The organism is Rhodopseudomonas infernalis, from assembly GCF_022271405.1.
Classification (GTDB): Bacteria; Pseudomonadota; Alphaproteobacteria; order Rhizobiales; family Xanthobacteraceae; genus Rhodopseudomonas; species Rhodopseudomonas infernalis.
The window spans coordinates 1-26,345 of record NZ_JAJNAL010000031.1 but is presented as its reverse complement, the minus strand read 5'-3'; the positions used below and the strand labels follow the sequence as shown (position 1 = coordinate 26,345).

Genomic DNA, 26,345 nt, shown 5'->3' with positions numbered 1-26,345 from the left:
CCGTTGATCAGAAGCTGATTTTCGCAGAGAATCGAAGTCACCCGAGCGCCGGCGGAACGGATCGGGTTAGGCGGCGCGGCGACCGGCTGCGCCAGGCGTTGAAAGAACCAGATGTTTGACCTTGCAATCGTTGGTGGCGGCCCGGGCGGCCTGATGAGCGCCTGGTACCTGAAGAAGAAACTCGGCCCGTTGTGCCGGATCACCATTTTCGAAGCGTCCGACCGCCTTGGCGGCAAGATCGTCTCGCGCACCTTCGACACCGCGCCGGCGCTGTACGAAGCCGGCGTCGCCGAGCTGTACGATTACTCGATGACGGGGCCGGACCCGCTACGCGAGCTGGTCCAGCATTTCGGCCTGCAGACCATCCCGATGGACGCCGAGCAGGTGCAGCTCGATGGCGAGCTGCTCAACGACGTGCCCGGCATGCGCAGCAAGTACGGCGACAAGACCGCCGACGCGATCCTCTCCTTCCGCAAGACGCTCACCGAGCAGATGTCGCCGGTCCAGTACTACGAAGGCGTCGGCGCGCACGACAACGAGCACCCCTGGGCCTGGATGAATTGCGAGCAACTGCTCGACAAGGAAATCGAGGATCCTGTCGCCAAGAAGTTCTTCAAGGTGATGGCGCGGTCCGACATCGCGACCGAGAGCCACAACACCAACGGCCTCAACGCGCTGAAGAACTTCGTGATGGATATCGACGGCTATATCGGCCTGTATTCGATCCAGAACGGCAACGAGCAACTGATCGAGGGGCTGCGCTCCGAGGTCGACGCCGAGATCCAGCTCAACCACCGCGTCCTCAAGGTCGGCAAGACCGAGACCGGGCGTTACGAGCTCAATATGATGAACGGCAAGGGGCCGGAGACGCGCGACTTCGATCTCGTGCTGATGTGCCTGCCGCACAATTGGCTGGCGACGCTGGCCTGGGGCGACGAGCAGCTGCGCAAGGCGATGGTCAAGCACGTCGCTTACTTCGACCGCCCGGCGCATTATCTGCGGATCTCGCTGCTGTTCGACTCGCCGTTCTGGGGCGACAAGATCCCCGGCGCCTGGTTCATGTCGGAGGCTTTCGGTGGCTGCTGCGTCTACAACGAGGGCGCTCGCCACGACGTCGGCAAATACGGCGTGCTGAACTTCCTGGTCGCCGGCTCGGACGCGCTAGCGTTCTCGAACCTGACCGACAAGGAACTGATCGATCTGGCGCTGAAGTCGCTGCCGGCGGCGATCGGCGATGCCCGTGACCACTTCATGGAGGGCAAGACCCATCGCTGGCTGTCGTCCGTCAATTGCATCCCCGGCGGCCTGCCGGTCCGCGATGTGATGACCAACCACCGGCCGGAACCGAAGAACCATCCGGGCTTCGTCGTGGTCGGCGATTATCTGTTCGACTCGACGCTGAACGGTCTGCTCGACTCCTCGGATGCGGCGACCGACATCATCGTCACCGAAACGATGAAGCTGCGCCGCGCCCGCGCGCTGGCCGAAAAGGCGGTCTCGGACAAGATCGACGCCTCCTATTTCGAGAACTATCGCAACCAGGGACCTTACAGCGAGGTCTGGGACCGCTTCACCGATCCCGATTATCTGCTCGAGATGATCCGCACGGTCTGGGACATGCCGCAGGGTGCCAAGCTGCTGGTCGCCGGCTCGGCCAGCGGTCAGCTCGTCGGAGCACTGCGCGAGCGCGGCATCGACGCCTTCGGCGTCGACAACAACCGCGGTATCCTCGCCAAGACGCCCGAGGCGCTGAAGCCCTACAACCAGTTCGGATCGATCGCCGAACTGCCGTTCGAGGACAATTCATTCGACTTCGTGTTCGAAACCAGCCTGTGCCACGTTCCGGAGGCCCGCGTCGTCAAGGCGATCCGCGAGCTGAATCGCGTCTCCCGCATCGGCCTGGTGTTCGGCTCGGTCACCAGCGACATGGACCCCAAGGTGGTCGACCGCTACGACCTGCTGCGCGCCGTGAAGAAGCTCGGCACTTGGTGGGAGTGGTCGGAGTTGTTCTTCAACAACGGCTTCGACCTGTCGATGCACCGCAAGGATTGCAGCGATCAGCTTTGGGAAGCCACGCTGAAGGCCGGCAAGGGGCCCGGGCAGTGGTACGGCGACGCGGACAGCCTGCGCTATTCGTTCTTCGACAAGGTCGACGACGAAGAATGATAACGAGCGGCTTGGCCGGACCTGCTGACATCGCATAAGGATTACGACGCCGTGGCTCGAACGAGTCACGGCGTCGATCATTTCGCTTCCAGCCTTTCGTCTCCAGCCGGTCCATCCACGGTTCCGCTACATGACGCGCAAGCAACCAGCCAATCCTCCCACTGACGGCGACGGTCAGGCCGCGGCTTCGCCGGCGGAGCCGGGCGCAGCCAGTGCGCCCGCATCGCCGCTCGACGAGAAGTTCGCCATTCCGGTCGGCGCCGTCGCGTCGCCGGTGCCGAGCACCAAGCCGGCGGTAAAGCAACTCGTCCAGGACAAGACGCCGAAGGCCAAGGCCAAGGACGCGGACGACGACGAGGATGACGAAGACGACGATGACGATGAGGACGAGGAACTCGTCGTCTTCACCGCGCGGGAGGCCGCCGGCGCGTTGGCGACGATCGCGCGGCACGTCAGGCCGATCCTGCCGAACTATCGCAAGATGGTGGCGATCGTGGTGTTCGGCGTTTTGGTCGAAACCCTGTTCAACGTCATCATGCCGCTCAGCCTGAAGTTCCTGATCGACGACGCGCTCGGCGAGGAGGACTTCCAGGAACTCTACAAGATCCTGTCGATCCTCGCCGTCGCCGGCATCATCACGTCGATCGTAGCGGTGTGGTACGAGCGCTGGGACGCGCGGCTCGCCGCATCGGTGATCACCGACGTGCGCACGCGCCTGTTCGACCATGTCCAGAAACTGCCGGCCGGTTATTTCGCCCGCACCAAGCGCGGCGAGACGCTGTCGCGGTTTTCGATCGATATGGCTGCGTTCGAGAACGTCGTCGAGATCTTCGCCAACACGGCGATGCTGCCGTTCCTCGAGCTGATCGCCGGCGTCATTCTGATGCTGTTCCTGAACTGGCAGCTCGCCGTGGTGGCGCTGCTGATCTTCCCGATCACGTTGATCGGCCCGCGCATCCTGACGCCGAAGGCGGTGCAGGCCAACTACGAGCAGAAGGTCCAGGAAGCCGGACTGCTCGGCATGGTGCAGGAGAATGTCGGCGCCCAGGCGGTGGTCAAGGCGTTCAGCCTGCAGCGCAAGATGTTCGGCTTCTTCTCGCTGCGCAACAACGCGACGCGCGACAAGATCGCCGAGGCGGTGTTCCTGCGCTCGATGGTCGAGCGCTCGGTGACGGTCGCCGTTCTGCTGCTGCACATCGTGGTGCTGGCGATCGGCGCCTATCTGGCCACCAAAGGCCAGATCACGGTCGGTACCTTCGTCACCTTCGAGAGTGCGTTCTGGGAGGTGTCCTACAACATCGCCCATCTGATGCAGTTCATCCCGGTGGCGATCCAGGCCGCCGCCGCCGTGCGCCACATGGAGGAGCTGCTCGACGAGCCGACACCGATCGCCGACCGTACGGGCGCCGCCGAGCTGCCGCGCATCACCGACAACATCGCATTCGAGCGGGTGACCTTCGCTTACGAAGGCGCCGAGCAGCCGGTGATCGACAATCTCAGCCTCAAGCTGAAGGCCGGCAAGACGATCGCCATCGTCGGCCCAAGCGGCTCGGGCAAAAGCACGCTGCTCAACATGATCCTGCGGCTGTATCAGCCCGATGAAGGCCGGATCACGATCGACGGCGTCGACGTCCGAAAGGTGACGCTGGATTCGCTGCGGCAGAGCATGGCCGTCGTGTTCCAGGAGAACATGCTGTTCAACATGTCGATCCGCGAAAACATCCGGCTCGGCAAGGAGGGGGCGACGGACCAGGAGGTCGTCGAGGCCGCCAAGAAGGCCGAGATCCACCGCTACATCATGAGTCTGCCGGACAAATACGACACCCAGGTCGGGGAGCGCGGCGATACGCTGTCCGGCGGCCAGCGCCAGCGCCTTGCGATCGCCCGCGCCATCGTGCGCGATCCCTCGGTGCTGCTGCTCGACGAGGCGACCTCGGCGCTCGATCAGACCACCGAAGCCGCGATCAACAAGACGCTGCTGAAGCTCGCTCGTGGTCGCACCATGATCTTCTCGACGCATCGGCTGACCTCTGTGGTCGAGATGGACGAGATCATCGTCATCTCTGGCGGTCAGGCCATCGAGCGCGGCTCGCACAAGGAGCTGCTCGCCAAGAATGGCGTCTATCGCAAGCTCTGGGACGACCAGAGCAACCACGGCCGCACCGCCGATGATGATGACGACGACGACGACGACGAGGACGATGAGGATTGATCCGGCGCCATCGCGGGCCGGGTTTCGATCTGCTCGATCGAAGTAGGTAGACGCACGAGGGTCCGAATCGGGCTTCGCCGATGCAAGGATGTGCGATGCAGGCTGAGACGAGAGTATCCGGCCGATGTCGAAGCATCGGACTGACAGCGAGCAGGGCGGGACGGTCTGCGGACCCGCTCCGGCGTCCGGGCCGCGATCGCAGCCTGCAGTCCGGTTATCGACGCGTAAACGACGCCGTTGGTCCGCTGCTGCTCTGCTGGCGGTGCTGCTGCTCCCGTCCGCGGCGTCCGCCGAGGACCTCAACGCCCTGGCCGCGGCATCGGCAAAGGCCGACGCCTCGCTCCCCGCGCGTCCGGTGTTGTCCCGTCAGCCGATCAGCGCGCCGCGCTGGACGCTCTCCGCCGAAGCGCTGTTTCTCGGTCGCTCCGGCGCAGTCTGCCACCAGCGCCGCGGCGTTCGTCGCCGAGGGCGGGCTGGTGGCGAAGTATCGCCTCACCGAGGTCGCCGCGCTGAAGCTCGGCTACGAGGCGCTATGGTTTAACGGCGTCGCCCTAGCCCCCGGCCAGATTCAAATGACCTGAACCACCCCCGGCAGCGCCGCGCAGGGCGTCAATCATCGCTCCAGCACGCTCTTCCAGGGCCTGACGTGCGGTGTGGAGTATTCATTCTAAGTCACTTCATCGATTGATGGAATCGACGCCGCCACCTCAGGTGTTGAATCGTCATCCTAAGGCGCGCAGCGCAGCGCACAGCGATGCACAGCACGCACCTCGAGGATAACGGTTGTGATTTATCAAAAGCACCATCAGGCGCGTCAGGGAGCGCGCTAGCGCTTACTTCTTGGTCAGATACAGCGGCGTGCGCAACGTGAGCTGATAGGCCGGCTTAGGCGTCCACGCGATCTGCGCGGTGAGGCCGAACAGGCGGTTGTCGTCGTCGTCCATCTTGTCGAGGTCGAAGCGGAGAATCGGCTGGGTGAAGGACGCGAGCGGCTTCAGGTTGAGCAATTGGGCGCCGCCGAACGACTGCATGCCGGCGCGGCCCGTCGCCTTCCATTTGCTGTCCCACTGATAGAACCCGCCGAACCAGCCGACCCAGTTCGGCCGAATCTCGGCGCGGTCCGCATCGATCGCGGTCAGCGTCGATTGCATCCCGGCGAGAAACCCGCGGGTTTCGTCGGCGTCGAGCGCGTAGGTCGCCTCCAGGATCGTATTCAGCGAAATGGTTGCGAGCGGCCCGGCCGGCAGCGTGCGGGTCAGTGTCGTCTGCAGCGTGAGCGTCGGGATCGCGCCGCCGTTCTGCTGAAGGATATCGGCCTGGATGCCGACGTTCCAGCTCGTGATCGCAACCGAGGTCCAGTCGAGATTGCCGGCCTTCGAGGCGGTGGCGCTGAGGCCGCCATACAGCGAGACCCGATCATTGACGTCGACCGTCAGCGGAACGTCGAAGCCGACGCCCTGACTTGCCGGCAGCGACGGTGCGGGCAGGGCGGCCAGTGATGCCAATTGCGACAGCACGCTGGTCGGGCTGAAGCCGATCGACAGCACTCCCGCGGGCACGCGTGAATAGGTGCTGCGGAAGTCGAGATAGACCTGCGGCCGCGACGCCTTGGTGTCCTCGTCCTCGTCGTCATCCGCCGCCAGGGCGCCGCCAGGAACAGCCGTCAACATCGCAACCGCGAGGCAGCCAGCTCGCGCGGGACGCCGGCGCGACGTCCTCCTCAGGCTCTGCAGCATCGGCTGACCCCAGCGCCGGGCGTGCTGCCGGCGGGCATCAGGTAAGCACGCTGGGCAAGCGCGGCGCAATTGAGCGACCGACGCGATACTTCGCTTCAACGCAATCAACGATTGTTTTCAGTCGCGAGCTGCTCGCGTCCGCCGGCGCCATCGTCACGAATCGTTCACCATCTCATGCGACGACTCGGCTTAACGCATCGACCGACCGAGTCGGCAGGGGGGCGATTCTGCCTGATTGCATGCTGCGGCACCCGGAACCGGCCCGCCGGACGGTCGCAAGGACGATCGTCGACGCTTCTTCCGGACACCGGGCGGTCTGACAGAAGTCCCAGCGACACTGGCGTTTCCTGTCGATCGGGCAGGGCAAGCTGATGACGTGATATCGTCATCCGGCACACCGTTTTGCCTTGACTTGCAAGTGTCGCACCGATAAAACCCGGCCACTTCAAGACAGGCGGTGAGCTTCGCCAACGTCGGAACGGATCACCCGGACGTCCCTTGCGGGCTTCGGGCACCAACCTCGACCCAAGTCGCTCAAACGCTGTCTCTATAAGCCAGGCAATGCCAGGACGTTCAGCGTTCTCTCGAGTCGTTTGCTCCTGAGGACAGTTTTGGAAGCATGACCTCGGTACTAGCCGGCCAGCAATTGCTGTCCGGTTTTTGCTGCGGTCCTCTGTTGCATGGAAGCGCTTTCCGCTCAGCGATGAGTGGCTGGCGCAATTTCGCTTTGCGTGGTCGGACGTGTCCGGTCAGGTGAGGCGGCCGCTGGGGCGGGTGCCCCGAACGAATTTGCGAAACCCGCGAGGTTTCGCGCGAAGCTAAGGGTGAAGGCGAAGATGCCGACGATCAACCAGCTGATCGCAAATCCGCGCGCGGTGCAGAAGTCGCGCAAGAAGGTTCCGGCGCTGCAGCAGTCGCCGCAGAAGCGCGGCGTGTGCACCCGCGTGTACACCACGACGCCGAAGAAGCCGAACTCGGCGCTTCGTAAGGTCGCCAAGGTTCGGCTGACCAACGGCTTCGAGGTGATCGGTTACATCCCGGGTGAAGGCCACAACCTTCAGGAGCACTCGGTGGTCATGATCCGTGGCGGCCGCGTCAAGGATTTGCCCGGCGTGCGCTACCACATCCTCCGCGGCGTCCTCGATACCCAGGGCGTCAAGAATCGTAAGCAGCGCCGTTCGAAGTACGGCGCGAAGCGTCCCAAGTAAGCGGGGAGAGAATTCATGTCCCGTCGTCACGCTGCCGAAAAGCGCGAAGTTCTCCCGGATCCGAAGTTCGGGAACATCATTCTCACCAAGTTCATGAACTCGGTGATGTACGCCGGCAAGAAGTCGGTTGCCGAAGGCATTGTCTACGGCGCCTTCGATCTGATCGAGGCCAAGACCAAGCAGCCGCCGCTCGGTGTGTTCGAGCAGGCGCTCGACAACGTCATGCCCACGATCGAAGTTCGCTCCCGCCGCGTCGGTGGCGCGACCTACCAGGTGCCGGTCGAAGTTCGCTCGACCCGCCGTCAGGCGCTGGGCATTCGCTGGCTGATCGCTGCCGCTCGCGGGCGCAACGAAAAGACCATGACCGAGCGTCTGTCGGCCGAGCTGCTCGACGCATCGAACAACCGCGGCAACGCCGTGAAGAAGCGTGAAGACGTGCACAAGATGGCGGAAGCCAACCGCGCGTTCTCGCACTATCGCTGGTAACGGCGAAGCAACGGAATCAAGGAAGACGTCATGCCCCGCGTTCACGCCATCGAGGACTACCGCAACTTCGGCATCATGGCCCACATTGATGCCGGCAAGACCACGACGACCGAGCGCATCCTGTTCTACACCGGCAAGAGCCATAAGATCGGCGAAGTGCACGAAGGTGCCGCGACGATGGATTGGATGACGCAGGAGCAGGAGCGGGGCATCACCATCACCTCCGCCGCCACCACTGCGTTCTGGAACGGCAAGCGCCTGAACATCATCGACACCCCCGGCCACGTCGACTTCACCATCGAAGTCGAGCGTTCGCTGCGCGTGCTCGACGGCGCCGTCTGCGTTCTCGACTCGAACCAGGGCGTCGAGCCGCAGACCGAGACGGTCTGGCGCCAGGGCGACAAGTACAAGGTTCCGCGCATCGTCTTCGCCAACAAGATGGACAAGACCGGCGCTGACTTCTTCAAGTGCCTGCAGGACATCATCGACCGCCTCGGCGCCAAGCCGGTTGCGATCCAGCTCCCGATCGGCTCCGAGAACAACTTCAAGGGCCTGGTCGATCTGGTCCGCATGAAGGCTGTGGTGTGGAACGACGAGTCGCTCGGCGCCAAGTTCGAAGACGTCGAGATTCCGGAAGATCTGCTCGAGCAGTCCAAGGAATATCGCGAGAAGATGATCGAAGCCGCCGTCGAGCTCGATGACGACGCGATGGCCGCTTATCTCGACGGCAACGAGCCGGACGAGGCGACTCTGAAGCGCCTGATCCGCAAGGCGGTGCTGACCGGTGCGTTCTATCCGGTGCTGTGCGGCTCGGCGTTCAAGAACAAGGGTGTTCAGCCGCTGCTCGACGCCGTGGTCGACTACCTGCCGTCGCCGGTCGACGTGCCGGCGATCAAGGGCATCGACGAGGACGGCAACGAAGTCGTGCGCCAGGCGGACGACAAGGAGCCGCTGGCTCTGCTCGCGTTCAAGATCATGGACGATCCGTTTGTCGGCACCATCACCTTCTGCCGCATCTACTCGGGTATCCTGCAGAGCGGCACCGGCGTGGTGAACTCGACCCGCGAGAAGAAGGAGCGCATCGGCCGCATGCTGCTGATGCACGCCAACAACCGCGAAGACATCAAGGAAGCCTACGCCGGCGATATCGTCGCGCTGGCCGGCCTCAAGGAAGCTCGCACCGGTGACACGCTGTGCGATCCCGCCAATCCGGTGATCCTCGAGAAGATGGAATTCCCGGAGCCGGTGATCGAGATCGCGATCGAGCCGAAGTCGAAGGCCGACCAGGAGAAGCTCGGCGTCGCGCTTGCGAAGCTGGCTGCGGAAGATCCGTCGTTCCGCGTGTCGACCGATCTGGAGTCGGGTCAGACCATCCTCAAGGGGATGGGCGAACTGCATCTCGACATCAAGGTCGACATTCTGAAGCGGACCTACAAGGTCGACGCGAACATCGGTGCGCCGCAGGTGGCGTTCCGTGAGCGCATCACCAAGAAGGCCGAGGTCGACTACACCCACAAGAAGCAGACCGGCGGTACCGGTCAGTTCGCTGCGGTGAGCTTCGTGGTCGAGCCGAACGAGCCGGGTGGTGGCTACGTGTTCGAGTCGAAGATCGTCGGTGGCGCGGTGCCGAAGGAATACATCCCCGGCGTCGAAAAGGGCATCGAGAGCGTGCTGTCCTCGGGCGTGGTCGCGGGCTTCCCCGTGGTCGACGTCAAGGTGTCGCTGGTCGACGGCAAGTATCACGACGTCGACTCGTCGGCGCTGGCCTTCGAAATCGCTTCGCGTGCTGCATTCCGCGAAGCGCTTCAGAAGGGTAAGTCGGTTCTTCTGGAGCCGATCATGAAGGTCGAAGTCGTGACGCCGGAAGACTACACCGGTTCGGTGATCGGCGACCTCAACTCGCGGCGTGGCCAGATCCAGGGCCAGGACATGCGCGGCAATGCCAACGTCATCAACGCGATGGTGCCGCTCATGAACATGTTCGGTTACGTGAACAACCTGCGCTCGATGAGCCAGGGGCGCGCGACCTTCACGATGCAGTTCGACCACTACGCGGAAGCCCCGGCCAACGTGTCGGCGGAAGTCCAGAAGAAGTTTGCCTGATTGTCGCCGGCGTAAGCCGCGACTGAATGGAGAAGAGCGATGGCCAAAGCAAAGTTTGAACGTAACAAGCCGCATTGCAACATCGGGACGATCGGTCACGTCGACCATGGCAAGACGTCGCTGACGGCGGCGATCACCAAGGTTCTGGCGGAGACGGGCGGTGCGACGTTCACGGCCTATGACCAGATCGACAAGGCGCCGGAAGAGAAGGCGCGCGGCATCACGATCTCGACCGCTCACGTCGAGTACGAGACGCAGAACCGCCACTACGCGCATGTCGACTGCCCCGGCCACGCCGACTACGTCAAGAACATGATCACCGGTGCGGCGCAGATGGACGGCGGCATTCTCGTCGTCTCGGCCGCCGACGGCCCGATGCCGCAGACCCGCGAGCACATCCTGCTGGCCCGTCAGGTCGGCGTGCCGGCGCTGGTGGTGTTCCTGAACAAGTGCGACATGGTCGACGATCCGGAACTGCTCGAGCTGGTCGAGATGGAAGTGCGCGAGCTTCTCTCGAAGTACGACTTCCCGGGCGACGACATTCCGATCATCAAGGGCTCGGCGCTCGCCGCGCTGGAGAACTCTGATCCGAAGCTCGGCCACGACGCCATCCTGGAGCTGATGAAGGCGGTCGACGCCTACATCCCGCAGCCGGAGCGCCCGATCGACCAGCCGTTCCTGATGCCGGTCGAAGACGTGTTCTCGATCTCGGGCCGCGGCACCGTGGTGACCGGCCGCGTCGAACGCGGCATCATCAAGGTCGGTGAGGAAATCGAAATCGTCGGCATCCGCCCGACGCAGAAGACGACCTGCACCGGCGTCGAAATGTTCCGCAAGCTGCTCGATCAGGGCCAGGCGGGCGACAACATCGGCGCGCTGCTGCGCGGCACCAAGCGTGAAGACGTCGAGCGTGGCCAGGTGCTGTGCAAGCCGGGTTCGGTGAAGCCGCACACCAAGTTCAAGGCCGAGGCCTACATTCTGACGAAGGAAGAGGGTGGCCGTCACACGCCGTTCTTCACCAACTATCGTCCGCAGTTCTACTTCCGCACCACCGACGTCACCGGCGTCGTGCATCTGCCGGAAGGCACCGAGATGGTGATGCCGGGCGACAACATCGCCATGGAAGTGCACCTGATCGTGCCGATCGCGATGGAAGAGAAGCTCCGCTTCGCCATCCGCGAAGGTGGCCGCACGGTTGGCGCCGGCGTCGTCGCTGCGATCATCGAGTAAGGACGCGAATAGCGAATAGGGGAGTGGCGAATAGGGGACTATTCGCTACTCGCCACTCACCACTCGCTCTCTAAAGAAAGATACGGCAATGAACGGCCAAAATATTCGCATTCGCCTCAAGGCGTTCGACCATCGGATTCTCGATACGTCGACGCGTGAGATCGTCAACACCGCGAAGCGAACCGGTGCGCAGGTGCGCGGGCCGATCCCGCTGCCGACCCGGATCGAGAAGTTCACCGTCAACCGTTCGCCGCACGTCGACAAGAAGAGCCGCGAGCAGTTCGAGATGCGCACTCACAAGCGCCTGCTCGACATCGTCGACCCGACCCCGCAGACCGTGGACGCGCTGATGAAGCTCGACCTGGCCGCCGGCGTCGACGTCGAAATCAAGCTCTGAGATTGGACCGTCCGGTTACTAGCGGACAGAAAGAACAGGAAGCACGCCGATGCGCTCCGGAGTGATCGCACAGAAGGTCGGGATGACGCGGGTCTTTACAGAGGCCGGCGAACATATCCCCGTGACCGTGCTGAAGCTGGGCAACTGCCAGGTGCTGGCCCACCGCACCACTGAGAAGAACGGTTACGTGGCGCTGCAGCTCGGCTCCGGCTCGCGCAAGACCGTGTATATGCCGAAGGCCGAGCGCGGCCAGTTCGCCGTCGCCAAGGTCGAACCGAAGCGCAAGGTCGCCGAGTTCCGCGTGTCCGAGGACGCGCTGATCCCGGTCGGCGCCGAGATCCAGGCCGACCACTTCGTCGTCGGCCAGTTCGTCGACGTCACTGGCACTTCGACCGGTAAGGGTTTTGCCGGTGGTATGAAGCGTTGGAATTTCGGCGGTCTGCGGGCCACCCACGGCGTGTCCGTGTCGCACCGTTCGATCGGTTCGACCGGCGGTCGTCAGGATCCCGGCAAGACCTTCAAGAACAAGAAGATGCCTGGCCACATGGGCGTCGATCGTATCACCACACTGAACTTGCGTGTGGTGCAGCTCGACGTCGAGCGCGGCCTGATCCTCGTCGAGGGAGCCGTTCCCGGCTCCAAGGGCGGATGGATCGCGGTGCGCGACGCCGTGAAGAAGGCGCTGCCGGCCGATGCGCCGAAGCCGGGCAAGTTCCGGCTCGCCAATGGCGGCGACGAAGCAGCGGCTCCGGCTGCCGAGCAGGAGGGTGTGTGAGATGGAATTGAAGGTCACCACACTCGAAGGTAAGGACGCCGGCTCGGTCCAGCTGTCCGACACCATCTTCGGTCTCGAGCCGCGCCAGGACATCGTGCAGCGCTGCGTGATCTGGCAGCTTGCCAAGCGTCAGGCCGGCACTCACAAGGCCAAGGGCCGCGCCGAGATCTGGCGCACCGGCAAGAAGATGTACAAGCAGAAGGGCACCGGTGGTGCTCGTCACGGTTCGCAGCGCGTGCCGCAGTTCCGCGGCGGTGGTCGTGCGTTCGGCCCGGTGGTGCGTTCGCACGCCATCGACCTGCCGAAGAAGGTTCGCGCCCTGGCGCTGAAGCACGCTCTGTCGGCCAAGGCCAAGGGCGGCGGTCTGATCGTGCTGGACAAGGCAGAGCTGGAAGCCGCCAAGACCAAGGCTCTGGTCGGTGCGTTCTCGGGTCTCGGCCTGACCAGCGCGCTGATCATCGACGGCACCGAGGTGAACACCGGTTTCGCCGCGGCCGCCCGCAACATTCCGAACATCGACGTGCTGCCGATCCAGGGCATCAACGTCTATGACATTGTGCGCCGCCAGAAGCTGGTACTGACCAAGGCTGCGCTGGATGCGTTGGAGGCGCGCTTCAAATGAAAAATATCGATCCGCGCCACTACGACATCATCGTCGCTCCGGTGGTGACCGAAAAGGCGACCACGGCCTCCGAGTTCAACAAGGTCGTGTTCAAAGTGCTCGGCGATGCCACCAAGCCGCAGATCAAGGAAGCCGTCGAGAAGCTGTTCGACGTCAAGGTGAAGAGCGTGAACACGCTGGTGCGCAAGGGCAAGTCGAAGTCCTTCCGCGGCACCTTCGGCACGCAGTCTGACACCAAGCGTGCGGTCGTGACCCTCGAAGAGGGTCATCGCATCGACGTGACCACCGGACTGTAAGGCGGGACCGACCATGGCATTGAAAAAATACAATCCCACGACGCCGGGCCAGCGCCAGCTGGTCATGGTTGATCGTTCGGCCCTCTACAAGGGCAAGCCGGTCAAGTCGCTGACCGAGGGCAAGAGCTCGGCAGGCGGCCGCAACAACACCGGCCGGATCACCGTTCGCTTCCGCGGCGGTGGTCACAAGCAGACCTATCGCATGGTCGACTTCAAGCGCACCAAGGTCGACGTTCCGGCCAAGGTCGAGCGCCTGGAATACGATCCGAACCGCACCGCGTTCATCGCGCTGATCAAGTACGAGGACGGCGAGCAGGCCTACATCCTGGCGCCGCAGCGCCTCGCGGTCGGTGATAGCGTGATCGCCGGTTCGTATGTCGACGTGAAGCCGGGCAACGTCATGCCGCTCGGCAACATGCCGGTCGGCACCATCGTGCACAACATCGAGCTGAAGATCGGAAAGGGCGGCCAGATCGCCCGTTCCGCCGGCACCTACGCCCAGCTCGTTGGTCGTGACCACGACTACGTTATCGTTCGCCTGAACTCGGGCGAACAGCGCCTGGTCCATGGCCGCTGCACCGCCACCATCGGCGCTGTGTCGAACCCGGACCACATGAACATCTCGATCGGCAAGGCTGGCCGCAAGCGCTGGCTCGGCCGCCGTCCGCACAACCGCGGCGTCGTGATGAACCCGATCGACCATCCGCACGGCGGTGGTGAAGGACGCACTTCGGGCGGCCGTCACCCTGTGACTCCGTGGGGCAAGCCGACCAAGGGCAAGAAGACCCGCTCGAACAAGTCGACCGACAAGTTCATTCTCATCAGCCGCCACAAGCGGAAGAAGAAGTAAGGAAGCCGGACATGGTTCGCTCAGTCTGGAAGGGCCCATTCGTCGAGGGCTCGCTGCTGAAAAAGGCGGATGCGGCGCGCGCGTCGGGCCGCCACGACGTCATCAAGATTTGGAGCCGCCGCTCCACCATCCTGCCGCAGTTCGTCGGGCTGACCTTCGGCGTCTACAACGGCCAGAAGCACGTCCCGGTGTCGGTGAACGAGGAAATGGTGGGTCACAAGTTCGGCGAGTTCTCGCCGACCCGCACGTTCCACGGCCACTCCGGCGACAAGAAGTCGAAGAAGGGTTGAGGACGAAGCCATGAGCAAACCCAAGCGCGAACGGAGCCTCCCGGAGAACGAGGCCAAGGCCGTCGCCCGGATGCTTCGCGTTTCTCCGCAGAAGCTCAATCTGGTGGCTCAGCTGATCCGCGGCCGGAGCGCCTCGGCTGCGCTCGCCGACCTGGCGTTCTCGCGCAAGCGGATCGCCGTCGACGTGAAGAAGTGCCTGGAATCGGCGATCGCCAACGCCGAGAACAACCACGATCTGGACGTCGACGCGCTGGTCGTGTCCGAGGCCCATGTCGGCAAGGGCATCGTCATGAAGCGTTTCTCGCCGCGCGGCCGGGGTCGGTCGGGCCGTATTTTCAAACCCTTCGCGCAGCTGACGATCGTCGTTCGTCAGGTCGAAGCAGAAGCAAGCGCTTAAGCGAAGGCGCGGGAGACTTTCGATGGGTCAAAAGATCAATCCGATCGGGCTGCGGCTGGGCATCAACCGGACGTGGGATTCCCGTTGGTTCGCGGGCAAGAACGAGTACGGCAAGCTGCTGCACGAGGACGTCAAGATCCGCGAGATCCTGCACAAGGAATTGAAGCAGGCTGCCGTCGCGCGCATCGTGATCGAGCGTCCGCACAAGAAGTGCCGCGTGACGATCCACTCGGCTCGTCCGGGTGTGGTGATCGGCAAGAAGGGCGCCGACATCGACAAGCTGCGCAAGAAGGTCGCCGACATCACGTCGTCGGACGTCGTCATCAACATCGTCGAAATCCGCAAGCCGGAGCTCGACGCGACGCTGGTCGCCGAGTCGATCGCGCAGCAGCTGGAGCGCCGCGTCGCGTTCCGCCGCGCGATGAAGCGGGCGGTGCAGTCGGCGATGCGTCTCGGTGCCGAAGGCATCCGGATCAACTGCTCGGGCCGTCTCGGCGGTGCTGAAATCGCCCGTATGGAGTGGTATCGCGAAGGTCGCGTGCCGCTGCACACGCTGCGCGCCGACATCGACTACGGCGTCGCGACGGCGTTCACCACGTTCGGTACGTGCGGCGTGAAGGTGTGGATCTTCAAGGGCGAGATCCTCGAGCACGATCCGATGGCGCAGGACAAGCGGATGGCTGAAGGCGACAACTCGCGGCCCCGCCGCGACGCCGCCTGACGGCTGCTGTAAAAGGTTTGAGGGCGTAAGCCATGATGCAACCAAAGAAGACCAAGTTCCGCAAGGCGCACAAGGGCCGCATCCACGGCGTTGCGTCGTCGGGCGCGACCCTGGCGTTCGGCCAGTTCGGCCTGAAGGCGATGGAGCCTGAGCGCGTCACGGCGCGTCAGATCGAAGCCGCCCGTCGTGCGCTGACCCGCCACATGAAGCGTGCCGGCCGCGTCTGGATCCGCATCTTCCCGGACGTTCCGGTGTCCAAGAAGCCTGCCGAAGTCCGCATGGGCTCCGGCAAGGGTTCGCCGGAACTGTGGGTGGCGCGGGTCAAGCCGGGCCGCGTGATGTTCGAGATCGACGGCGTCAATCAGCAGCTCGCCAAGGAAGCGCTGACGCTCGCCGCCGCCAAGCTGCCGATCAAGACGCGCTTCGTCGCGCGTATCGCGGAGTAATGGACATGGCCGAGATGAAGACCGCCGACATCCGCGCGATGAGCGAAGACCAGATGGATGACGCCATCCTGAATTTGAAGAAGGAGCGCTTCAACCTGCGCTTCCAGCGCGCCACCGGTCAGCTCGAGAGCACCTCGCGGCTGCGCGAGGCCCGTCGCGATATCGCCCGGATCAAGACCATCGCCGCGCAGAAGCGCGCCGGCAAGACGAAGTAAGGACGTTCAACATGCCGAAGAGGACCCTGCAGGGCGTGGTCGTCAGCGACAAGCAAGCAAAGACGATTGTGGTGCGCGTCGACCGTCGCTTCACCCACCCGATCTACAAGAAGACGATCCGCCGCTCGAAGAACTACCACGCCCACGACGAGAACAATCAGTTCCATCCGGGCGATATGGTTTGGATCGAGGAGAGCAAGCCGATCTCCAAGCTCAAGCGCTGGACCGTTGTCCGGGGCGAACCTAAGAAGACCGCTTAAGCGCAGTTCGCGCGTCAGTTGAGAGCGCAATCGCGCATTAGAGAGAGGACGAGGTGCATCAATGATCCAGATGCAGACCAACCTCGACGTGGCCGATAATTCCGGCGCACGCCGTGTCATGTGCATCAAGGTGCTGGGGGGCTCCAAGCGCCGCTATGCCACCGTGGGCGACGTTATCGTAGTGTCGATCAAGGAAGCGATTCCGCGCGGCAAGGTGAAGAAGGGCGACGTCATGAAGGCCGTGGTGGTCCGGGTCCGCAAGGACATCCGCCGCCCCGACGGCTCCGTCATCCGCTTCGATCGCAACGCCGCCGTGCTGATCAACAATCAGTCCGAGCCGGTCGGCACCCGCATTTTCGGGCCGGTGCCGCGCGAACTGCGTGCGAAGAACCACATGAAAATCATTTCGCTGGCGCCGGAGGTGCTGTGATGGCGGCCAAGATCCGCAAGGGTGACAAGGTGATCGTACTGAGCGGGCGCGACAAGGGTCGCACCGGCGAAGTGTTCGAAGTCCGTCCGGACGCCGACGTGGCGCTGGTGCGTGGCATCAACATGATCAAGCGGCACCAGAAGCAGTCCCAGACCCAGGAAGGCGGCATCATCTCGAAAGAGGCGCCGATCCACCTGTCCAATATCGCGATCGTCGGCAAGGACGGCAAACCGACCCGGGTCGGTTTCAAGGTTCTGGCGGACGGCAAGAAGGTTCGCATCGCCAAGAGCTCGGGAGCAGAGATCGATGGCTGAGACCGCATACGTTCCGCGCCTGCGCACGGAATACGACAAGAGCATCCGCACCGCGCTGACCGAGAAGTTCGGTTACGCCAACGCCATGCAGGTTCCCAAGCTCGAGAAAGTCGTGCTGAACATGGGCGTCGGCGAGGCGGTCAACGATCGCAAGAAAGCTGAGCAGGCGGCGGCCGATATGTCGCTGATCGCCGGTCAGAAGGCGGTCGTGACCTATTCGCGCGTCGCGATCTCGACCTTCAAGCTGCGTGAGAATCAGCCGATCGGCTGCAAGGTCACGCTGCGCGGCGCCAAAATGTACGAGTTCATCGACCGCCTGATCACGGTTGCGCTGCCGCGCGTCCGCGACTTCCGCGGCCTGAACCCGAAGAGCTTCGACGGCCGTGGCAACTACTCGCTCGGCATCAAGGAGCACATCATTTTCCCCGAAATCGACTTCGACAAGACTGGCGAGTCGTGGGGTATGGACATCACCGTTTGCACGACGGCGCCGACCGATGACGAAGCGCGTGCGTTGTTGACTGCATTCAATTTCCCGTTCCGGCAGTGAGACGCTGAAAAGCCTCTCAAACGCGGAAACCCAGGAGCCTGGCATGGCAAAGAAGAGTTCGATCGAGAAGAACAATCGTCGGAAGAAGATGAGCAAGAACGCGGCGCCGAAGCGCGCCCGTCTGAAGGCCATCATCGCCGACAAGGACCTCCCGATGGAGGAGCGTTTCGCGGCGACCCTGAAGCTCGCCGAGATGCCGCGCAATTCGTCGGCCACCCGGATTCGCAACCGCTGCGAAATCACCGGCCGTTCCCGCTCGGTCTATCGCCTGAACAAGCTGAGCCGTATCGCGATCCGCGACCTGGGTTCGAGGGGCCTGGTTCCGGGCCTCGTGAAGTCGAGCTGGTAAGGGGAGGGTCGTCAGATGTCCACGCACGATCCGATCAGTGATCTCATCACCCGCATCCGCAACGCGCAGATGCGGGCCAAGTCCAAGGTTTCGACCCCGGGCTCCAAGATGCGCGCCAACGTGCTCGAAGTGCTGAAGAGCGAGGGCTACATCCGTGGCTACGCCAGCGTCGAGCATCCGTCGGGACGCAGCGAGCTCGAGATCGAGCTGAAGTACTTCGACGGCGAGCCGGTGATCCGCGAAATCGAGCGCGTGTCGCGCCCGGGCCGTCGGGTCTACGCGTCCGTGAAGAACCTTCCGCGCGTCAACAACGGCCTCGGCATCTCGGTGCTGTCGACCCCGAAGGGGATCATGGCCGATCACGACGCCCGCGACGCCAATGTCGGCGGCGAGGTTCTGTTCACGGTGTTCTAATCGCAGGCGCGGCGGCCGGGAGGATCCGGCCGACGCGCGACAAGAACGGAAATTGAAGCATCGACCGTGGCGTGAATCACGCCGGAAGATGCAGGGTTGAAAAAGGATCGACCATGTCACGCGTTGGCAAGAAGCCCGTCACGGTCCCGTCCGGCGTGACGGCGACCGTCGAGGGTCAGACCGTCAAGATGAAGGGGCCGAAGGGTCAGCTTCAGTTCGTCGTGCACGACGACGTCGACGTCAAGTTCGAGGACGGTTCGGTTAAGGTGGCGCCGCGCCACGAGACCAACCGCGCCCAGGCGCTGTACGGCACGGCTCGCGCCCAGATCGCGAACCTGGTCGAGGGCGTCACGAAGGGCTTCGAGAAGAAGCTTGAGATCACCGGCGTCGGCTATCGTGCCGCACTGCAGGGCAAGAAGCTGCAGCTCGCGCTCGGCTACAGCCACGACGTGCTGTACGACATCCCGGAAGGCATCACCATCACGGTGCCGAAGCCGACCGAGATCAACGTCGTCGGCATCGACTCGCAGAAGGTCGGTCAGGTCGCGGCCGAGATTCGAGACTACCGTCCGCCGGAGCCCTACAAGGGCAAGGGCGTGCGTTATTCCGACGAGTTCATCTTCCGCAAGGAAGGCAAGAAGAAGTAACGGAGCCGGGTCATGTCGAAGTTGAATGTCACGAACGCCCGGCGCAAGACACGGGTCAGGATCGCGCTCCGGCGCACCGCCAACGGCCGCCCGCGGCTGTCGATCTTCCGCTCGTCGAAGCACATCTACGCCCAGGTCATCGACGACCTGAAGGGCGAGACGCTGGCTTCGGCGTCGTCGCTGGAGAAGACGCTGCGCGAGGCCGGCAACACCGGCGCCGATATCGACGCCGCCAAGGCTGTCGGCAAGTTGGTCGCGGAGCGGGCGGTGAAGCAGGGCGTCAAGGAAGTCGTGTTCGATCGCGGCGGCTATCTGTATCACGGTCGCGTCAAGGCGCTGGCCGATGCAGCCCGCGAAGGCGGACTGAGCTTCTAATTTTCGAATTGAACGGATACCAGGATCGGGGCCTCGGCCTCGCAAGGATTGGAAAACACCATGGCAGGTGAACGCGAACGCGGTGGACGCGAACGGAGCAATCGCGAGGAGCGCGACAGCGAGTTCGTCGACAAGCTCGTCCACATCAACCGTGTGGCGAAGGTTGTGAAGGGCGGTAAGCGCTTTGGTTTTGCCGCACTGGTCGTGATCGGCGATCAGAAGGGCCGCGTCGGCTTCGGCCACGGCAAGGCGCGCGAAGTTCCGGAAGCGATCCGCAAGGCGACCGAGTCGGCGAAGCGCAACCTGACCCGCGTCGCTCTGCGCGAAGGCCGCACGCTGCATCACGACATCGCCGGCCGTCACGGCGCCGGTCGCGTCTATCTGCGTGCCGCTCCGGCTGGTACCGGCATCATCGCCGGCGGTCCGATGCGCGCCGTGTTCGAGACGCTCGGCATCCAGGACGTGGTGGCGAAGTCGATCGGTTCGTCGAACCCCTACAACATGGTTCGCGCAACCTTCGATGCGCTGAAGCACCTCGATTCGCCGCGCGCTGTTGCGGCTCGCCGCAACATCAAGGTCTCCACCCTGCAGTCCCGCCGCATCGGCGGCGATGCGGAAGTGGTTGCCGAATAACTCGGAGTCGGCGATCACGCTGACACAAGACGCGATCTGGAGTGAAGACGATGGCCAAGGCCGCAAACATGATCAAGGTCGAGCAGATCGGCAGCCCCATCCGGCGCCATTCCTCGCAGCGTGCGACGCTGGTCGGCCTCAAGCTCAACAAGATCGGCCGGGTCACCGAGCTGCAGGATACGCCTGAAGTTCGCGGCATGATCGCCAAGGTGCAACACCTCGTTCGCGTCGTCGACGAGAAGTAAGAGGGTAGAGCGATGAAGCTCGACGAGATCTCCGACAATCCGGGCGCGCGCAAGAAGCGCATGCGCATCGGCCGCGGCATCGGTTCCGGCAAGGGCAAGACCGGCGGTCGTGGCGGCAAGGGCCAGACCGCGCGTTCGGGCGTGCGCATCAAGGGCTTCGAAGGCGGCCAGATGCCGTTGCATCGTCGTCTGCCGAAGCGCGGCTTCAACAACATCTTCCGTCTCGAATTCTCCGAGATCAATCTCGACCGCCTGCAGGAAGCGGTCGACGCCAAGACGATCGACGCCGGTAAGGTGATCGACGCCGCGGCACTGGTCGAGGCCGGCGTTCTGCGCCGTTCGCGTGACGGCGTGCGTCTGCTCGGCCGTGGTGAAATCACCACCAAGCTGAACATCGAAGTCCACGGCGCCACCAAGTCGGCGATCGAGGCGGTCGAGAAGGCCGGCGGCACGGTGAAGATCCTGGCGCCGAAGAAGGACGAAGGCGAGGCTGCGTAACATTGCCGTCATAGCCCGCGAAAGCGGGCACCGGCCTTGCCGGGATGGTGGATTTTTCGTTAGTTGCGCACCAAATTGATGCCCGGCGCTGACCGGGCCGCCGCATCCGGCGGCCACGGGTCGAGTAGCGCGGGAGAAAGCCGGACATGGTCTCTGCAGCGGAACAACTTGCGGCGAATCTCAACTTCTCGGCGCTTGGTAAAGCCGAAGAGCTGAAGAAGCGGATCTGGTTCACGCTCGGTGCGCTGCTGGTCTATCGCCTCGGCACTTACATCCCGCTCCCCGGCATTGATCCGACGGTGTGGGAGCAGGTGTTCCGGTCGCAGGCCGGCGGCATTCTCGGCATGTTCAACATGTTCGCCGGCGGTGGCATCCACCGCATGGCGATCTTCGCGCTCAACATCATGCCGTACATCTCGGCATCGATCATCGTCCAGCTGCTGACGACGGTGTCGCCGCAGCTGGAAGCGCTGAAGAAGGAAGGCGAGAGCGGCCGCAAAACGCTCAATCAATATACCCGTTATCTCACCGTCATCCTCGCGACGTTCCAGTCCTACGGCATCGCCGTCGGCCTGCAGGGCGCCGGCAACGTGGTGGCTGAGCCGGGCGTGTTCTTCCTGCTGTCGACCACCATCACGCTGACCGGCGGCACGATGTTCCTGATGTGGCTGGGTGAGCAGATCACCTCGCGCGGCATCGGCAACGGCATCTCGCTGATCATCCTGGCCGGCATCGTGGCCGAGCTGCCGTCGGCGCTCGCCAACATGCTCGAGCTCGGCCGTCAGGGGGCTCTGTCGACCGGCCTGATCCTGGTCGTGCTGGTGATGGCCGTGGTCGTGATCGCCTTCATCGTGTTCATGGAGCGCGCCCAGCGCCGGCTGCTGATCCAGTATCCGAAGCGCCAGGTCGGCAACAAGATGTTCGAGGGCCAGTCCTCGCATCTGCCGCTCAAGCTCAACACCTCGGGCGTCATCCCGCCGATCTTCGCGTCGTCGCTGCTGCTGCTGCCGACCACGATCGCCAGCTTCAACGCCGGTACGGGTCCCGAATGGTTCCAGTGGATCGTGACGCAGTTCGGTCACGGCCGGCCGCTGTTCCTGGTGTTCTATATCGCGATGATCGTGTTCTTCGCGTTCTTCTACACCGCCATCGTGTTCAACCCGACCGAGACCGCCGACAATCTCAAGAAGCACGGCGGCTTCATTCCGGGCATCCGGCCGGGCGAGCGCACCGCCGAATACATCGATTACGTTCTGACGCGCATCACCGTGGTCGGTGCGATCTATCTGGCGATCGTCTGCTTGATTCCCGAAGTGCTGATCTCCTACGCTTCGGTGCCGTTCTATTTCGGCGGAACTTCGCTCCTGATCGTGGTCAGCGTCACCATGGATACCGTGGCTCAAGTCCAGGGCTATCTGCTGGCGCACCAGTATGAAGGCTTGATCCGGAAGTCGAAGTTGAGGGGCCGCAAGAAATGAGACTGATCCTTCTCGGACCGCCAGGCGCGGGCAAGGGGACGCAAGCGGCCCGTCTGGTCGAGCAGCACGGCATCGTGCAGCTCTCGACGGGTGACATGCTGCGCGCCGCTGTGGCGGCCGGCACGCCGGTCGGCCTCAAGGCCAAGGACATCATGGCCAGCGGCGGCCTGGTGCCGGACGAGGTGGTGATCGGCATCATCTCCGACCGCATCGAGCAGGACGACGCCGCCAACGGCTTCATCCTCGACGGCTTCCCGCGCACCGTGCCGCAGGCCGAGGCGCTCGATTCGCTGCTCAAGGACAAGAAGCTGTCGCTCGACGCCGTGGTCGAACTGCGGGTCAACGAAAGCGCGCTGCTGGCGCGGGTCGAGACCCGCGTCGCCGAGATGCGGGCGAGGGGCGAGGAGCCGCGCGCCGACGACAACGCCGAGGCGCTCGCCAAGCGTCTGGCCGCCTACCGCGCCCAGACCGAGCCGCTGGTGGAATACTACTCGGAGAAGCGCAAGCTGCTCACGGTCGACGGCATGATGACGATCGACGAAGTGACCCGCGAGATCGGCCGGGTGCTCGCCGCTGTCGCCCAGGCCGACAAGAAGAAGGCCGCCAAGAGCGCCTCGGCCAAGAAGCGATCGGCCACCAAGTCGAGCGGCAAGGCGAAGACCGGCGCGGCGAAGCCCGCCGGCAAAAAAGCGTCGGCCAAGAAGGCAGTTAGCAAGAAGGCCTCGTCCAAGTCGGCATCCGTCAAGGCGGCTCCGGCGAAGGCTTCCAAGGCAAAGGTCTCTAAAGCAAAGGCCTCTCAGGCCAAGCTCCCGAAAGCAAAGGCCTCCAAGGCCAAGGCTTCGAAGGCTGGCGTCAAATCTGGTGCTAAGGCCGGCGTGAAGAAGGTGGCGAAAGCCCTTCAAAAGACTGGCAAAAAGGCCGTGAAGGGTGCTGCCAAGGCGGCCAAATCGGCGAAATCGGCCGCCAAGAAAGCGGTCAAGGCCGGCAAGACATCCGTCGCCAAGGCTAGCAAAAAAGCTGCCAAAGCGGCGAAGTCGGTCACGAAAAAGAGATCTTGAACCTGGATCCGGTTGACGAAGCAAGCCGGAATCCATTAATAAGGCCCGATATCCCGTCGGATAGGTTTCAGACGATGCCGGGCCCCGAAAGAAGCGAAGGGGATGGCGTCGTGTTCGCGTATGTGAACGCCAGCCCGAGATAGCAAAATACAACCGGCCCGACGGTCGGTGACAGGAGAGAAGTCTGTGGCCCGTATTGCCGGCGTGAATATCCCGACCAACAAGCGCGTGCTGATCGCGCTTCAGTACATCCATGGCATCGGCCAGAAGAACGCGGCCGAGATCGTCGAGAAGGTGAAGATCCCGCTCGACCGCCGCGTCAACCAGCTCAGCGACGCCGAGGTTCTGCAGATCCGCGAAGTGATCGACCGCGATTACCTCGTGGAAGGCGACCTTCGCCGTGAGACCGGCATGAACATCAAGCGCCTGATGGACCTTGGCTGCTATCGCGGCCTGCGTCATCGCCGCGGTCTGCCGGTGCGTGGTCAGCGCACCCACACCAACGCCCGCACCCGCAAGGGTCCGGCCAAGGCGATCGCTGGCAAGAAGAAGTAAGATTGCGAGTAGCGAATGGTGAATGGCGAGTAGGGGATTCCCCTATTCGCCACTCGCTATTCGCCATTCGCCTTTTCGGTGGAGCCGCTGGCGTTACGGCGGCGTTGAGATCTCAAGAAAGGTAGACCATGGCTAAGGAAGCCGGCCGCATTCGCCGCCGCGAGCGCAAGAACATCGCCTCGGGCATTGCGCATGTGAACTCGTCGTTCAACAACACCACCATCACCATCACCGACGCGCAGGGCAATGCGATTGCCTGGTCGTCGGCCGGCACGATGGGCTTCAAGGGCTCGCGCAAGTCGACCCCGTACGCCGCGCAGGTCGCGGCCGAGGACGTCGCCAAGAAGGCGCAGGAGCACGGCATGCGCACCCTCGAAGTCGAGGTCGCAGGTCCGGGTTCGGGTCGTGAGTCGGCGCTGCGCGCGCTGCAGGCTGCGGGTTTCACGGTGACCTCGATCCGCGACGTCACCACGATCCCGCACAACGGCTGCCGGCCTCGCAAGCGCCGCCGGGTTTGATTGTTTTTTCGCGGGTGGCCATGTGCCGCCCGCGACTGTTTTCGATATTTGGCGCGGATTGATCCGCAGTTTCCAATGCTAGTGACGCCCGCGCCTTGATTTTCGGCGGCGATGGACTGGCCAGGAAGGTGACACAGTGACGATCCAGAAGAATTGGCAAGAACTCATTCGACCGAACAAGCTGCAGGTGACCCCGGGCAGCGATGCGACCAAGTTCGCGACGCTGGTCGCCGAACCGCTCGAGCGCGGCTTCGGCCAGACGCTGGGCAACGCGTTGCGGCGCGTGCTGCTGTCGTCGCTGCAGGGCGCGGCGGTGCAGTCGGTCCACATCGACGGCGTGCTGCACGAGTTCTCCTCGATCGCCGGCGTGCGTGAAGACGTCACCGACATCGTGCTGAACATCAAGGACATCTCGCTGAAGATGCAGGGCGAAGGCCCGAAGCGGATGGTCATCAAGAAGCAGGGCCCGGGCGCCGTCACCGCCGCCGACATCCAGACCGTCGGCGACATCGTGGTGCTGAACCCCGATCTGCAGCTCTGCACCCTCGACGAGGGCGCCGAGATCCGCATGGAATTCACCGTCAACACCGGCAAGGGCTACGTCGCCGCCGAGCGTAACCGTCCGGAAGACGCGCCGATCGGCCTGATCCCGGTCGACAGCCTGTTCTCGCCGGTCCGCAAGGTGTCGTACAAGGTCGAGAACACCCGCGAGGGTCAGATCCTCGATTACGACAAGCTGACCATGACGGTCGAGACCAACGGCGCGATCTCGCCGGAGGACGCCGTGGCCTATGCGGCCCGCATCCTGCAGGATCAGCTCAACGTCTTCGTCAACTTCGAAGAGCCGCGCAAGGAAGTCACCCAGGAGATCATCCCGGATCTCGCCTTCAACCCGGCCTTCCTCAAGAAGGTGGACGAACTCGAACTGTCGGTGCGTTCGGCGAACTGCCTGAAGAACGACAACATCGTCTACATCGGCGATCTGGTGCAGAAGTCGGAAGCCGAAATGCTCCGCACTCCGAACTTCGGCCGCAAGTCGCTGAACGAGATCAAGGAAGTGCTGGCGCAGATGGGTCTGCATCTCGGCATGGAAGTGCCGGGCTGGCCGCCCGAGAACATCGACGAGCTCGCCAAGCGCTTCGAGGACCACTACTAAGAAGGCGAATAGCGAGTAGGGGAGTGGCGAGTAGAAGAGGATCTATTCGCCATTCGCTACTCACCACTCGCTCCTGGGCGAACGCAGGCAGCCCACCTGCAACTCCGACGAACCGTCGGGATCATCGAGTAAAGGACTGACAACATGCGTCACGGCAAGGTTCATCGGAAGCTCAACCGCACCGCCGAGCATCGCAAGGCGATGTTCGCCAACATGTGCGCCGCGCTGATCAAGCACGAGCAGATCGTCACCACGCTGCCGAAGGCCAAGGAGCTGCGGCCGATCGTCGAGAAGCTGGTCACGCTCGGCAAGAAGGGCGGCCTCGACAAGCGCCGCCAGGCGATCGCCGAAATGCGCGACAAGGATCAGGTCAAGAAGCTGTTCGACGTGCTGGCCCCGCGCTACGCCGACCGCAACGGCGGCTACACCCGCATCATCAAGGCCGGCTTCCGCTACGGCGACAACGCCGCGATGGCGGTGATCGAATTCGTCGACCGCGACGAAGACGCCAAGGGCAAGGATTCGGGTCCGACGCAGGATTCGGCCGAAGCGGCGTAAGCTGCTCACTTTCAGGCTGATTGGTTTCGAAAGGCGGTGCCGCATGGCGCCGCCTTTTTCGTTGTGCTTTAGCTGGGAAATTGTAGGCCGAATAGGCGTTGCGAGCAGGCCGCTGAGTTAGCCTCACCATCAACCGTCATCCCCCGCGAATGCGGGT

The 26,345-nt window shown here is 63.5% G+C and carries 34 protein-coding genes; 33 read left to right on the top strand and 1 reads right to left on the bottom strand.

Annotated features, from left to right (window positions below; genetic code table 11):
• Nucleotides 1-111: 111 nt before the first annotated feature.
• Together LPW26_RS18815 and LPW26_RS18810 are read left to right on the top strand one after the other, a co-directional pair.
• Nucleotides 112-2,166, top strand: coding sequence for an FAD-dependent oxidoreductase (locus LPW26_RS18815; protein ID WP_238737089.1), 2,055 nt, complete (start codon nucleotides 112-114; stop codon nucleotides 2,164-2,166).
• Nucleotides 2,167-2,296: 130 nt separating this feature from the next.
• Nucleotides 2,297-4,378 (top strand): ABC transporter ATP-binding protein, encoded by a 2,082-nt coding sequence (locus LPW26_RS18810; protein WP_238737088.1) that lies wholly within the window; start codon nucleotides 2,297-2,299, stop codon nucleotides 4,376-4,378.
• An 833-nt stretch (nucleotides 4,379-5,211) separates the two neighbouring features.
• Here LPW26_RS18810 and LPW26_RS18805 read toward each other — a convergent pair.
• Nucleotides 5,212-6,048 carry a hypothetical protein gene (locus LPW26_RS18805; RefSeq protein ID WP_238737083.1) on the bottom strand — a complete coding sequence of 279 codons (837 nt, stop codon included), beginning with the start codon at nucleotides 6,046-6,048 and terminating at the stop codon, nucleotides 5,212-5,214.
• Nucleotides 6,049-6,950: 902 nt separating this feature from the next.
• Here LPW26_RS18805 and rpsL point away from each other — a divergent pair.
• The 31 genes from rpsL (at nucleotide 6,951) to rplQ (ending at nucleotide 26,188) form a co-directional block, all read left to right on the top strand.
• The gene (gene rpsL / locus LPW26_RS18800) at nucleotides 6,951-7,322 is read left to right on the top strand and encodes a 30S ribosomal protein S12 (RefSeq protein ID WP_025588683.1); all 372 of its coding nucleotides are present in this window, start codon (nucleotides 6,951-6,953) and stop codon (nucleotides 7,320-7,322) included.
• Nucleotides 7,323-7,337: 15 nt separating this feature from the next.
• Nucleotides 7,338-7,808 carry a 30S ribosomal protein S7 gene (rpsG, locus tag LPW26_RS18795; protein WP_238737082.1) on the top strand — a complete coding sequence of 157 codons (471 nt, stop codon included), beginning with the start codon at nucleotides 7,338-7,340 and terminating at the stop codon, nucleotides 7,806-7,808.
• Between the two features lie 30 nt (nucleotides 7,809-7,838).
• Nucleotides 7,839-9,911: an elongation factor G gene (fusA, locus tag LPW26_RS18790; RefSeq protein ID WP_238737080.1), complete on the top strand. Its 2,073-nt coding sequence runs from the start codon at nucleotides 7,839-7,841 to the stop codon at nucleotides 9,909-9,911.
• Nucleotides 9,912-9,950: 39 nt separating this feature from the next.
• The gene (gene tuf / locus LPW26_RS18785) at nucleotides 9,951-11,141 is read left to right on the top strand and encodes an elongation factor Tu (RefSeq protein WP_238737079.1); all 1,191 of its coding nucleotides are present in this window, start codon (nucleotides 9,951-9,953) and stop codon (nucleotides 11,139-11,141) included.
• A gap of 88 nt (nucleotides 11,142-11,229) precedes the next feature.
• Nucleotides 11,230-11,538, top strand: coding sequence for a 30S ribosomal protein S10 (rpsJ, locus tag LPW26_RS18780; protein ID WP_002712302.1), 309 nt, complete (start codon nucleotides 11,230-11,232; stop codon nucleotides 11,536-11,538).
• A gap of 49 nt (nucleotides 11,539-11,587) precedes the next feature.
• The gene (gene rplC, locus LPW26_RS18775; protein ID WP_238737077.1) at nucleotides 11,588-12,313 is read left to right on the top strand and encodes a 50S ribosomal protein L3; all 726 of its coding nucleotides are present in this window, start codon (nucleotides 11,588-11,590) and stop codon (nucleotides 12,311-12,313) included.
• 1 nt (nucleotide 12,314) lies between these two features.
• Complete coding sequence (rplD, locus tag LPW26_RS18770; RefSeq protein WP_238737076.1) at nucleotides 12,315-12,935, top strand: 50S ribosomal protein L4; 621 nt, start codon at nucleotides 12,315-12,317, stop codon at nucleotides 12,933-12,935.
• Entirely contained in the window at nucleotides 12,932-13,231 is a 300-nt protein-coding gene (locus LPW26_RS18765) for a 50S ribosomal protein L23 (protein WP_238737075.1), read from the top strand. The genes rplD and LPW26_RS18765 overlap by 4 nt, the downstream gene beginning before the upstream one ends.
• 13 nt (nucleotides 13,232-13,244) lie before the next feature.
• Nucleotides 13,245-14,081 carry a 50S ribosomal protein L2 gene (rplB, locus tag LPW26_RS18760; protein ID WP_238737074.1) on the top strand — a complete coding sequence of 279 codons (837 nt, stop codon included), beginning with the start codon at nucleotides 13,245-13,247 and terminating at the stop codon, nucleotides 14,079-14,081.
• 11 nt (nucleotides 14,082-14,092) lie between these two features.
• Entirely contained in the window at nucleotides 14,093-14,371 is a 279-nt protein-coding gene (gene rpsS / locus LPW26_RS18755; RefSeq protein ID WP_119857379.1) for a 30S ribosomal protein S19, read from the top strand.
• Between the two features lie 10 nt (nucleotides 14,372-14,381).
• Nucleotides 14,382-14,768, top strand: a complete 387-nt coding sequence (gene rplV, locus LPW26_RS18750; RefSeq protein ID WP_238737073.1) for a 50S ribosomal protein L22 — start codon at nucleotides 14,382-14,384, stop codon at nucleotides 14,766-14,768.
• Between the two features lie 22 nt (nucleotides 14,769-14,790).
• Complete coding sequence (gene rpsC, locus LPW26_RS18745) at nucleotides 14,791-15,489, top strand: 30S ribosomal protein S3 (protein ID WP_119857378.1); 699 nt, start codon at nucleotides 14,791-14,793, stop codon at nucleotides 15,487-15,489.
• A gap of 32 nt (nucleotides 15,490-15,521) precedes the next feature.
• Nucleotides 15,522-15,935, top strand: a complete 414-nt coding sequence (rplP, locus tag LPW26_RS18740; RefSeq protein WP_054162714.1) for a 50S ribosomal protein L16 — start codon at nucleotides 15,522-15,524, stop codon at nucleotides 15,933-15,935.
• A 5-nt stretch (nucleotides 15,936-15,940) separates the two neighbouring features.
• Complete coding sequence (gene rpmC / locus LPW26_RS18735) at nucleotides 15,941-16,150, top strand: 50S ribosomal protein L29 (protein ID WP_238737072.1); 210 nt, start codon at nucleotides 15,941-15,943, stop codon at nucleotides 16,148-16,150.
• 11 nt (nucleotides 16,151-16,161) lie between these two features.
• The gene (rpsQ, locus tag LPW26_RS18730; protein ID WP_238737070.1) at nucleotides 16,162-16,410 is read left to right on the top strand and encodes a 30S ribosomal protein S17; all 249 of its coding nucleotides are present in this window, start codon (nucleotides 16,162-16,164) and stop codon (nucleotides 16,408-16,410) included.
• Between the two features lie 61 nt (nucleotides 16,411-16,471).
• Nucleotides 16,472-16,840 carry a 50S ribosomal protein L14 gene (rplN, locus tag LPW26_RS18725; RefSeq protein ID WP_011441195.1) on the top strand — a complete coding sequence of 123 codons (369 nt, stop codon included), beginning with the start codon at nucleotides 16,472-16,474 and terminating at the stop codon, nucleotides 16,838-16,840.
• Nucleotides 16,840-17,154: a 50S ribosomal protein L24 gene (gene rplX, locus LPW26_RS18720; RefSeq protein WP_238737068.1), complete on the top strand. Its 315-nt coding sequence runs from the start codon at nucleotides 16,840-16,842 to the stop codon at nucleotides 17,152-17,154. Before rplN ends, rplX begins: the two co-directional genes overlap by 1 nt.
• A complete protein-coding gene (gene rplE / locus LPW26_RS18715; RefSeq protein WP_238737067.1) occupies nucleotides 17,147-17,704 on the top strand; it encodes a 50S ribosomal protein L5 in 558 nt (185 codons plus the stop codon). The genes rplX and rplE overlap by 8 nt, the downstream gene beginning before the upstream one ends.
• A 43-nt stretch (nucleotides 17,705-17,747) precedes the next feature.
• Nucleotides 17,748-18,053 (top strand): 30S ribosomal protein S14, encoded by a 306-nt coding sequence (gene rpsN, locus LPW26_RS18710; RefSeq protein WP_238737065.1) that lies wholly within the window; start codon nucleotides 17,748-17,750, stop codon nucleotides 18,051-18,053.
• 15 nt (nucleotides 18,054-18,068) lie between these two features.
• Nucleotides 18,069-18,467 carry a 30S ribosomal protein S8 gene (gene rpsH, locus LPW26_RS18705; protein ID WP_238737064.1) on the top strand — a complete coding sequence of 133 codons (399 nt, stop codon included), beginning with the start codon at nucleotides 18,069-18,071 and terminating at the stop codon, nucleotides 18,465-18,467.
• 113 nt (nucleotides 18,468-18,580) lie between these two features.
• Entirely contained in the window at nucleotides 18,581-19,114 is a 534-nt protein-coding gene (gene rplF, locus LPW26_RS18700; protein ID WP_119857374.1) for a 50S ribosomal protein L6, read from the top strand.
• A 12-nt stretch (nucleotides 19,115-19,126) separates the two neighbouring features.
• Nucleotides 19,127-19,489, top strand: a complete 363-nt coding sequence (gene rplR / locus LPW26_RS18695) for a 50S ribosomal protein L18 (protein WP_119857373.1) — start codon at nucleotides 19,127-19,129, stop codon at nucleotides 19,487-19,489.
• Nucleotides 19,490-19,549: 60 nt separating this feature from the next.
• A complete protein-coding gene (rpsE, locus tag LPW26_RS18690; RefSeq protein ID WP_238737063.1) occupies nucleotides 19,550-20,122 on the top strand; it encodes a 30S ribosomal protein S5 in 573 nt (190 codons plus the stop codon).
• Nucleotides 20,123-20,172: 50 nt separating this feature from the next.
• Nucleotides 20,173-20,367 (top strand): 50S ribosomal protein L30, encoded by a 195-nt coding sequence (rpmD, locus tag LPW26_RS18685; RefSeq protein WP_054162704.1) that lies wholly within the window; start codon nucleotides 20,173-20,175, stop codon nucleotides 20,365-20,367.
• A 12-nt stretch (nucleotides 20,368-20,379) separates the two neighbouring features.
• A complete protein-coding gene (rplO, locus tag LPW26_RS18680) occupies nucleotides 20,380-20,865 on the top strand; it encodes a 50S ribosomal protein L15 (protein WP_238737061.1) in 486 nt (161 codons plus the stop codon).
• A 146-nt stretch (nucleotides 20,866-21,011) separates the two neighbouring features.
• The gene (gene secY, locus LPW26_RS18675) at nucleotides 21,012-22,343 is read left to right on the top strand and encodes a preprotein translocase subunit SecY (protein ID WP_238737060.1); all 1,332 of its coding nucleotides are present in this window, start codon (nucleotides 21,012-21,014) and stop codon (nucleotides 22,341-22,343) included.
• A complete protein-coding gene (locus LPW26_RS18670) occupies nucleotides 22,340-23,401 on the top strand; it encodes an adenylate kinase (RefSeq protein WP_238737059.1) in 1,062 nt (353 codons plus the stop codon). Before secY ends, LPW26_RS18670 begins: the two co-directional genes overlap by 4 nt.
• 186 nt (nucleotides 23,402-23,587) lie before the next feature.
• The gene (rpsM, locus tag LPW26_RS18665) at nucleotides 23,588-23,956 is read left to right on the top strand and encodes a 30S ribosomal protein S13 (protein ID WP_238737058.1); all 369 of its coding nucleotides are present in this window, start codon (nucleotides 23,588-23,590) and stop codon (nucleotides 23,954-23,956) included.
• A gap of 128 nt (nucleotides 23,957-24,084) precedes the next feature.
• Nucleotides 24,085-24,474 carry a 30S ribosomal protein S11 gene (rpsK, locus tag LPW26_RS18660; RefSeq protein ID WP_054162699.1) on the top strand — a complete coding sequence of 130 codons (390 nt, stop codon included), beginning with the start codon at nucleotides 24,085-24,087 and terminating at the stop codon, nucleotides 24,472-24,474.
• A 136-nt stretch (nucleotides 24,475-24,610) separates the two neighbouring features.
• Nucleotides 24,611-25,630 (top strand): DNA-directed RNA polymerase subunit alpha, encoded by a 1,020-nt coding sequence (locus LPW26_RS18655; RefSeq protein WP_238737057.1) that lies wholly within the window; start codon nucleotides 24,611-24,613, stop codon nucleotides 25,628-25,630.
• A 144-nt stretch (nucleotides 25,631-25,774) separates the two neighbouring features.
• Nucleotides 25,775-26,188 carry a 50S ribosomal protein L17 gene (rplQ, locus tag LPW26_RS18650; RefSeq protein ID WP_238737056.1) on the top strand — a complete coding sequence of 138 codons (414 nt, stop codon included), beginning with the start codon at nucleotides 25,775-25,777 and terminating at the stop codon, nucleotides 26,186-26,188.
• Nucleotides 26,189-26,345: the final 157 nt, after the last annotated feature.

Bases quoted from the DNA above. Each gene is read 5' to 3' on its own strand.
- rplF (WP_119857374.1), top strand. From the start codon at position 18,581: ATGTCACGCGTTGGCAAGAAGCCCGTCACGGTCCCGTCCGGCGTGACG.
- rpsN (WP_238737065.1), top strand. From the start codon at position 17,748: ATGGCAAAGAAGAGTTCGATCGAGAAGAACAATCGTCGGAAGAAGATG.
- rpsC (WP_119857378.1), top strand. From the start codon at position 14,791: ATGGGTCAAAAGATCAATCCGATCGGGCTGCGGCTGGGCATCAACCGG.
- rplX (WP_238737068.1), top strand. From the start codon at position 16,840: ATGGCGGCCAAGATCCGCAAGGGTGACAAGGTGATCGTACTGAGCGGG.
- rplE (WP_238737067.1), top strand. From the start codon at position 17,147: ATGGCTGAGACCGCATACGTTCCGCGCCTGCGCACGGAATACGACAAG.
- rplN (WP_011441195.1), top strand. From the start codon at position 16,472: ATGATCCAGATGCAGACCAACCTCGACGTGGCCGATAATTCCGGCGCA.
- rplQ (WP_238737056.1), top strand. From the start codon at position 25,775: ATGCGTCACGGCAAGGTTCATCGGAAGCTCAACCGCACCGCCGAGCAT.
- LPW26_RS18765 (WP_238737075.1), top strand. From the start codon at position 12,932: ATGAAAAATATCGATCCGCGCCACTACGACATCATCGTCGCTCCGGTG.
- rpsK (WP_054162699.1), top strand. From the start codon at position 24,085: ATGGCTAAGGAAGCCGGCCGCATTCGCCGCCGCGAGCGCAAGAACATC.
- rplP (WP_054162714.1), top strand. From the start codon at position 15,522: ATGATGCAACCAAAGAAGACCAAGTTCCGCAAGGCGCACAAGGGCCGC.
- rpmC (WP_238737072.1), top strand. From the start codon at position 15,941: ATGGCCGAGATGAAGACCGCCGACATCCGCGCGATGAGCGAAGACCAG.
- LPW26_RS18810 (WP_238737088.1), top strand. From the start codon at position 2,297: ATGACGCGCAAGCAACCAGCCAATCCTCCCACTGACGGCGACGGTCAG.
- rpmD (WP_054162704.1), top strand. From the start codon at position 20,173: ATGGCCAAGGCCGCAAACATGATCAAGGTCGAGCAGATCGGCAGCCCC.
- LPW26_RS18815 (WP_238737089.1), top strand. From the start codon at position 112: ATGTTTGACCTTGCAATCGTTGGTGGCGGCCCGGGCGGCCTGATGAGC.
- rpsG (WP_238737082.1), top strand. From the start codon at position 7,338: ATGTCCCGTCGTCACGCTGCCGAAAAGCGCGAAGTTCTCCCGGATCCG.
- rpsQ (WP_238737070.1), top strand. From the start codon at position 16,162: ATGCCGAAGAGGACCCTGCAGGGCGTGGTCGTCAGCGACAAGCAAGCA.
- fusA (WP_238737080.1), top strand. From the start codon at position 7,839: ATGCCCCGCGTTCACGCCATCGAGGACTACCGCAACTTCGGCATCATG.
- rplB (WP_238737074.1), top strand. From the start codon at position 13,245: ATGGCATTGAAAAAATACAATCCCACGACGCCGGGCCAGCGCCAGCTG.
- rpsH (WP_238737064.1), top strand. From the start codon at position 18,069: ATGTCCACGCACGATCCGATCAGTGATCTCATCACCCGCATCCGCAAC.
- rpsJ (WP_002712302.1), top strand. From the start codon at position 11,230: ATGAACGGCCAAAATATTCGCATTCGCCTCAAGGCGTTCGACCATCGG.
- rpsS (WP_119857379.1), top strand. From the start codon at position 14,093: ATGGTTCGCTCAGTCTGGAAGGGCCCATTCGTCGAGGGCTCGCTGCTG.
- rplC (WP_238737077.1), top strand. From the start codon at position 11,588: ATGCGCTCCGGAGTGATCGCACAGAAGGTCGGGATGACGCGGGTCTTT.
- tuf (WP_238737079.1), top strand. From the start codon at position 9,951: ATGGCCAAAGCAAAGTTTGAACGTAACAAGCCGCATTGCAACATCGGG.
- rplV (WP_238737073.1), top strand. From the start codon at position 14,382: ATGAGCAAACCCAAGCGCGAACGGAGCCTCCCGGAGAACGAGGCCAAG.
- rplD (WP_238737076.1), top strand. From the start codon at position 12,315: ATGGAATTGAAGGTCACCACACTCGAAGGTAAGGACGCCGGCTCGGTC.
- rpsE (WP_238737063.1), top strand. From the start codon at position 19,550: ATGGCAGGTGAACGCGAACGCGGTGGACGCGAACGGAGCAATCGCGAG.
- rplO (WP_238737061.1), top strand. From the start codon at position 20,380: ATGAAGCTCGACGAGATCTCCGACAATCCGGGCGCGCGCAAGAAGCGC.
- rpsL (WP_025588683.1), top strand. From the start codon at position 6,951: ATGCCGACGATCAACCAGCTGATCGCAAATCCGCGCGCGGTGCAGAAG.
- secY (WP_238737060.1), top strand. From the start codon at position 21,012: ATGGTCTCTGCAGCGGAACAACTTGCGGCGAATCTCAACTTCTCGGCG.
- rplR (WP_119857373.1), top strand. From the start codon at position 19,127: ATGTCGAAGTTGAATGTCACGAACGCCCGGCGCAAGACACGGGTCAGG.
- LPW26_RS18670 (WP_238737059.1), top strand. From the start codon at position 22,340: ATGAGACTGATCCTTCTCGGACCGCCAGGCGCGGGCAAGGGGACGCAA.
- LPW26_RS18805 (WP_238737083.1), bottom strand. From the start codon at position 6,048: ATGTTGACGGCTGTTCCTGGCGGCGCCCTGGCGGCGGATGACGACGAG.